The sequence below is a fragment of the Flavobacterium sp. genome, from assembly GCF_025352015.1.
Taxonomy (GTDB): Bacteria; Bacteroidota; Bacteroidia; order Flavobacteriales; family Flavobacteriaceae; genus Flavobacterium.
Window position 1 is genome coordinate 1 of sequence record NZ_JANXUG010000095.1, and the last position, 4,803, is coordinate 4,803.

Sequence of the window (4,803 nt, forward strand, 5' to 3'; positions counted from 1 at the left end):
TCCATTTGAGCGGCTCCTGTAACCATGTTTTTCACGTAATCAGCGTGACCTGGACAGTCAACGTGTGCATAGTGACGGTTAGCAGTTTCATACTCTACGTGTGAAGTATTAATTGTGATACCTCTCTCTTTTTCTTCTGGAGCGTTATCGATTTGATCAAATGATTTCGCTTGACAGTAACCTGCATCAGACAATACTTTTGTAATTGCAGCAGTTAATGTTGTTTTTCCGTGGTCAACATGCCCAATTGTTCCAATGTTTAAGTGAGGCTTGTTACGGTTAAAATTTTCTTTTGCCATTTTAATTAATTTTAAACTTAGTTATATTTATTAGTGTTCAATATTCAATTTAATTTGAGCCAACTACGGGAATTGAACCCGTGACCTCTTCCTTACCAAGGAAGCACTCTACCCCTGAGCTAAGTCGGCAGAGAAGCTTAAAGATTAAAGTTTCAAATATTGGAAACCTGAAACTTCAAACTTAATTAGTGGGGAGAGCAGGATTCGAACCTGCGAAGTTCACACAGCAGATTTACAGTCTGCCCTCGTTGGCCGCTTGAGTATCTCCCCTACTTTTTTAATTTTGCACCTAAAATTTGAGCCGGCGGAGGGACACGAACCCACGACCTGCTGATTACAAATCAGCTGCTCTAGCCAACTGAGCTACGCTGGCAGTATCAATAAAAAAGTCCGCTATTTCTAACGGACTGCAAATGTATGTATTTTATCTTTTAATCAAAACATTTTTATAAATATTTTTATTTTATATATGTGTTCTAGATTTTTCCTTTCTTTTTATCAATAATCTTTCCAATGATTCTGCCGACAACTCTACTGCTTCTTCAAATGATTTACATTGTTTTTTTACCATAAAATCGTCTCCAGGAACATGAATTTTTACCTCTACAATTTTATTTTCCTTCTCACTTGTTTTTTCAACCTTCAAAAAAACATCCGACGAGACTACTTTGTCATAATATTTTTCGAGTTTTACTAGCCGTTCATTAATAAAATCTACCAGCTTTTTATCGACAGTAAAATTTACCGCATTAACATTTACCTTCATAATCAAATTTTTATTGGTTAAACTTTTATAAACTATTTTTTATTTCTTGGATGAGCGTTGTTGTATACCTTTTTGAGTTCTGCTAAACTATTGTGTGTGTACACTTGCGTAGAAGCTAAACTAGAATGTCCTAATAACTCTTTAATTGAATTTATATCTGCGCCATTATTTAATAGATGTGTTGCAAATGTGTGTCTTAATACATGCGGACTTTTTTTTACCTTCTCGGAAACATTACTAAAGTAATAATTAATTAATCGATATACAAACGAATTATTTAATTTAATACCCTTTGCTAATATAAAAAAATAGCTCGTGTCTGTAATGTTATGTACCTGTGTTCTTTCTGATAAATATTTTTTTATTTGTTTTTCAACAATTGGTAAAATTGGAATTATTCTTTCTTTTTTTCTTTTACCTAAAACCTTTATGGTGTAATTTGACACATCAACATCTTGCATTTTTATATTGATTAGTTCTTCTCTACGAACTCCTGTTGTATAAAATAAATCAACAATTAATTTATCGCGAATGCCTTCAAAATTATCCTCATAGTTTGTATCATTTAAAACTAAATCGAGTTCTTTTTCTGAAAAAGGGATTTGTATTTTCTTTGGCGACTTTAATGCTGTATGTTTTAATAAAGGACTTGAATCAATTTGCTTTGTCTTGAGCAAAAATTTATAAAACGATTTTAAAGACGAAATTTTTCGGTTGATAGTTGAATTAGAATTTCCGTCATCGGAAAGAGAAATTAACCAGGAACGAATTTGACTATAATTGACAGCAGTCAAATTGTCATCATTATAATTGCTAGACAAAAAAAATTCAAAGAACACTATGTCTTTGATATAAGCAGCAACAGTATGTAAAGAATAATTTTTCTCCAGAAGAAGATAATCTTTAAATCTATTTTTAGAATTTTCCATAAAAAAACCGTTAGCATCAAAGTTATGAAACTTTAATTACTAACGGCTAGTATATTTTTAGAAAAATTAATGACTAACTTTCTAATCCGTCTTTCATGTTCTGAATGTAAGCAGCTTTTTGAACTTGTGCTCTTCTAACAACTGAAGGTTTTATGAAAGCAGTACGCGCTCGCAACTGACGAACAGTTCCTGTTTTATCAAATTTTCTTTTATAGCGCTTTAATGCTCTATCGATATTTTCTCCGTCTTTAATTGGTATAATTAACATAATATAGACACCTCCTCTCGTTAAGGGTGCAAATATAAAAGAAAAAAGGGAAATAAAATAGAAATTAGAAAAAACTACATAGAGGTAGCTTTTTTGAGCGTAGTGATTTCAAATTAGAGACTACTTCTATAAAATCATTTAACAATTCCCAGCTGTAACGCTTTTATGGCTAATTCTGCCAAATTATGAATTTGCAGTTTATGAAAAATATTTTTTTTATGAGAGTCTACTGTTAATGTTGATATGTTTAACATGACGCCTATTTGATCACTGGTGTATCCTTCAGATAGATGTATTACTATTTCTTTTTCTCTTTTGGTTAGTATTTTATCTCTAAACTGTATTGGTTTGCTTCTTTTTCCCGATTCATAATAATAGCTTTTCCCTTCAAGAACTATTCCTATGATGGCTTGTTTTAAATCTTCAAAAGGGGTTTCTTTGAGCATATAACCTTCAAGATTTTCTTTGGCTACTAAATTACTAAACATCGAAAGGGCCAATATTTTTATAGATGGATATTTATTGCGAACTGTTTTAACAAATTCTAATCCGTTCATTTCTGGCATAGACATATCTGAAATAATAATGTCTGGAGTTACCTCATTTAGCTGTAATAATGCTTTCTTGGCACTATTTAAGGCAAAGAGAACCTTAAAATTTTCGGTAGACTTTAAATTTGCTACCAAACCATCTAATACAATTTGGTGATCATCAACAATGCCTACAGTAATAATGTGTGATTCATTCATTAGATTGGTAATTCTATTATTATGGTAGTTCCGTTTCCAATACTACTTTCTATATTTAGTGTTGCATCGAGGCTCTTTATTCTTTCTTTAACATTGCTAAACCCTATACCGCTTGAGTTGGCGACGTCAAAGCCTTTACCATTATCTTCAAATATAACCATTAATTGGTTCTCATTTTGTGTAAATGAAATGGAAACCTCGCTTGCATTGGCATGTTTTGAAACGTTCGAAAATAATTCTTGAATTATTCGATACAGCGTAATTTTAACAGTGCTAGAAAGCGAGTATAACGCATCCTCAGGAAAAACAACTAGTTCTACCTCAAATTCGTTTCGTTCTTCATAGCGCTCTACTAGTTGACTGACTAAATCTTCTAGCGAATTATTTTCTAAAAAATTGATGCTCAAGTTATGCGAAATCAACCGCAATTCTTTTAGTGCTGACCCCATTTGGTTTATCATAGTGGCAACAGCATTGTTTTTTAGTTGTTTATTTTCGTTGGTTAATGCCAGTTTCAATCCTGCCAAGGTACCTCCAATGCCGTCATGAATTTCTTTTGCCAATCTGTTCTTTTCTTGTTCTTGTCCTTCGAGTGCTCCTAGTACTCTTTTTAATTCTTTTTCACTTTCAAGTCTTGCCACTTCTTGTTGGTGTGTTTTATTTTTGTTTTCTGCAATGATTTTTTGGGTTTTAATTCGCTGTTTATAAAAAAGTAAAATAACCACTAGCACTACTACTATTATGACACCTATAATTACTATCAGCTGCTTTTTGCGGATTTCAATAATTTTTTCTTTGGTTAGTAACTGTATCTTGAGGTTCTTTTTCTCTACTTCATATTTAGTCTGAGTTTCTTGAAAGATTTTGTTTTTTTCGGATATAAAAATACTGTCCGATAGTTGGTTTTGTTTTGCTTTTATCTGCAAAGCATTCTTGTAGTCGTTGTTTTTAGCATAGGTTTCAGCAAGGGTGGCATATAAATTCAATAATTGATTTGTGGGTATGTTTTTTGTCCTAACAGCTAGTGCTTTGTTATAGTATTCAACAGCTTTTGGATAATTTGCTATTCGCTTATAATACCCTCCAAAATTGAAATTGACAAAAAAAAGTAAACTCTGGTCTTTTAATTGCCGTTGCATTTTTTGGGCTTGTTGCAAGTGATAATATACTTTATTTAATGAAACCCTATCTGTATTGCGAACATACAAATCGCTCAAATTAATATGAGAATAATATTGGGCATAGTCATTGTTGTTTTTGCGAGATATTGCCAGCGCAAGGGTATATAAAGATTCTGCCTTCTTTTTGTTAGTACCTGCACACAAAATGGCTAGGCTGGTGTATCCCTTTATTAATTCGTTTGTTAACCCATTTATTTTTGAATTTTTAACACTTTGCTCAAAATACTCTTTGGCTTTTGCACTGTCTTTTTGCCGAACAAACAAGTTGCCTATATCTGTTAACACTATTGATTTGTTTCTTGCTAAATCGTATTTTTCAGCAATAGCTAAGGCTTTCAAATAATATTTCAAGGCTACATCAAATTGATTTTGATTTGCTGCCAACATACCTTGCATATCATAACTGATAGAAATAATTTTTTTGAAATTGGATTTCTTGGCATACTTCAATGCAATCTTTAAATAATATTGAGTGCTGTCGTTTTTGTTTTTTTGATAATAATAATATCCTAAATTATAACTAGATCTTGCAATCAGAGAATCATTTTTTACTGTGCCGCTTTTGGCGTATGCACGCTTTATATAAAAATGAGCAGAATCTAAGTCTTTTG

At 32.0% G+C, this 4,803-nt stretch carries 6 protein-coding genes and 3 tRNA genes; all 9 read right to left on the reverse strand.

What is annotated here, in order from left to right; all coding sequences use genetic code 11:
- On the reverse strand, window positions 1-299 hold a 299-nt coding region (locus Q0Q96_RS09480; RefSeq protein WP_293874209.1), incomplete at its 3' end, for a GTP-binding protein.
- A 57-nt stretch (window positions 300-356) separates the two neighbouring features.
- Window positions 357-428: transfer RNA gene (locus tag Q0Q96_RS09485), tRNA-Thr, on the reverse strand.
- A 60-nt stretch (window positions 429-488) separates the two neighbouring features.
- Window positions 489-569 (reverse strand) — tRNA-Tyr (locus tag Q0Q96_RS09490).
- A gap of 29 nt (window positions 570-598) precedes the next feature.
- Window positions 599-672, reverse strand: a tRNA-Thr gene (locus Q0Q96_RS09495).
- A gap of 90 nt (window positions 673-762) precedes the next feature.
- Window positions 763-1,065, reverse strand: a complete 303-nt coding sequence (gene raiA / locus Q0Q96_RS09500) for a ribosome-associated translation inhibitor RaiA (protein ID WP_293874212.1) — start codon at window positions 1,063-1,065, stop codon at window positions 763-765.
- A 32-nt stretch (window positions 1,066-1,097) separates the two neighbouring features.
- Window positions 1,098-1,994 (reverse strand): tyrosine-type recombinase/integrase, encoded by an 897-nt coding sequence (locus tag Q0Q96_RS09505; RefSeq protein WP_293874215.1) that lies wholly within the window; start codon window positions 1,992-1,994, stop codon window positions 1,098-1,100.
- A gap of 73 nt (window positions 1,995-2,067) precedes the next feature.
- Entirely contained in the window at window positions 2,068-2,262 is a 195-nt protein-coding gene (gene rpsU / locus Q0Q96_RS09510) for a 30S ribosomal protein S21 (protein WP_293874218.1), read from the reverse strand.
- 134 nt (window positions 2,263-2,396) lie between these two features.
- Window positions 2,397-3,011, reverse strand: a complete 615-nt coding sequence (locus Q0Q96_RS09515) for a response regulator transcription factor (RefSeq protein WP_293874220.1) — start codon at window positions 3,009-3,011, stop codon at window positions 2,397-2,399.
- Window positions 3,011-4,803 (reverse strand): sensor histidine kinase (locus tag Q0Q96_RS09520; RefSeq protein ID WP_293874222.1); only part of this gene is annotated, 1,793 nt, incomplete at its 5' end. The genes Q0Q96_RS09515 and Q0Q96_RS09520, both read right to left, overlap by 1 nt.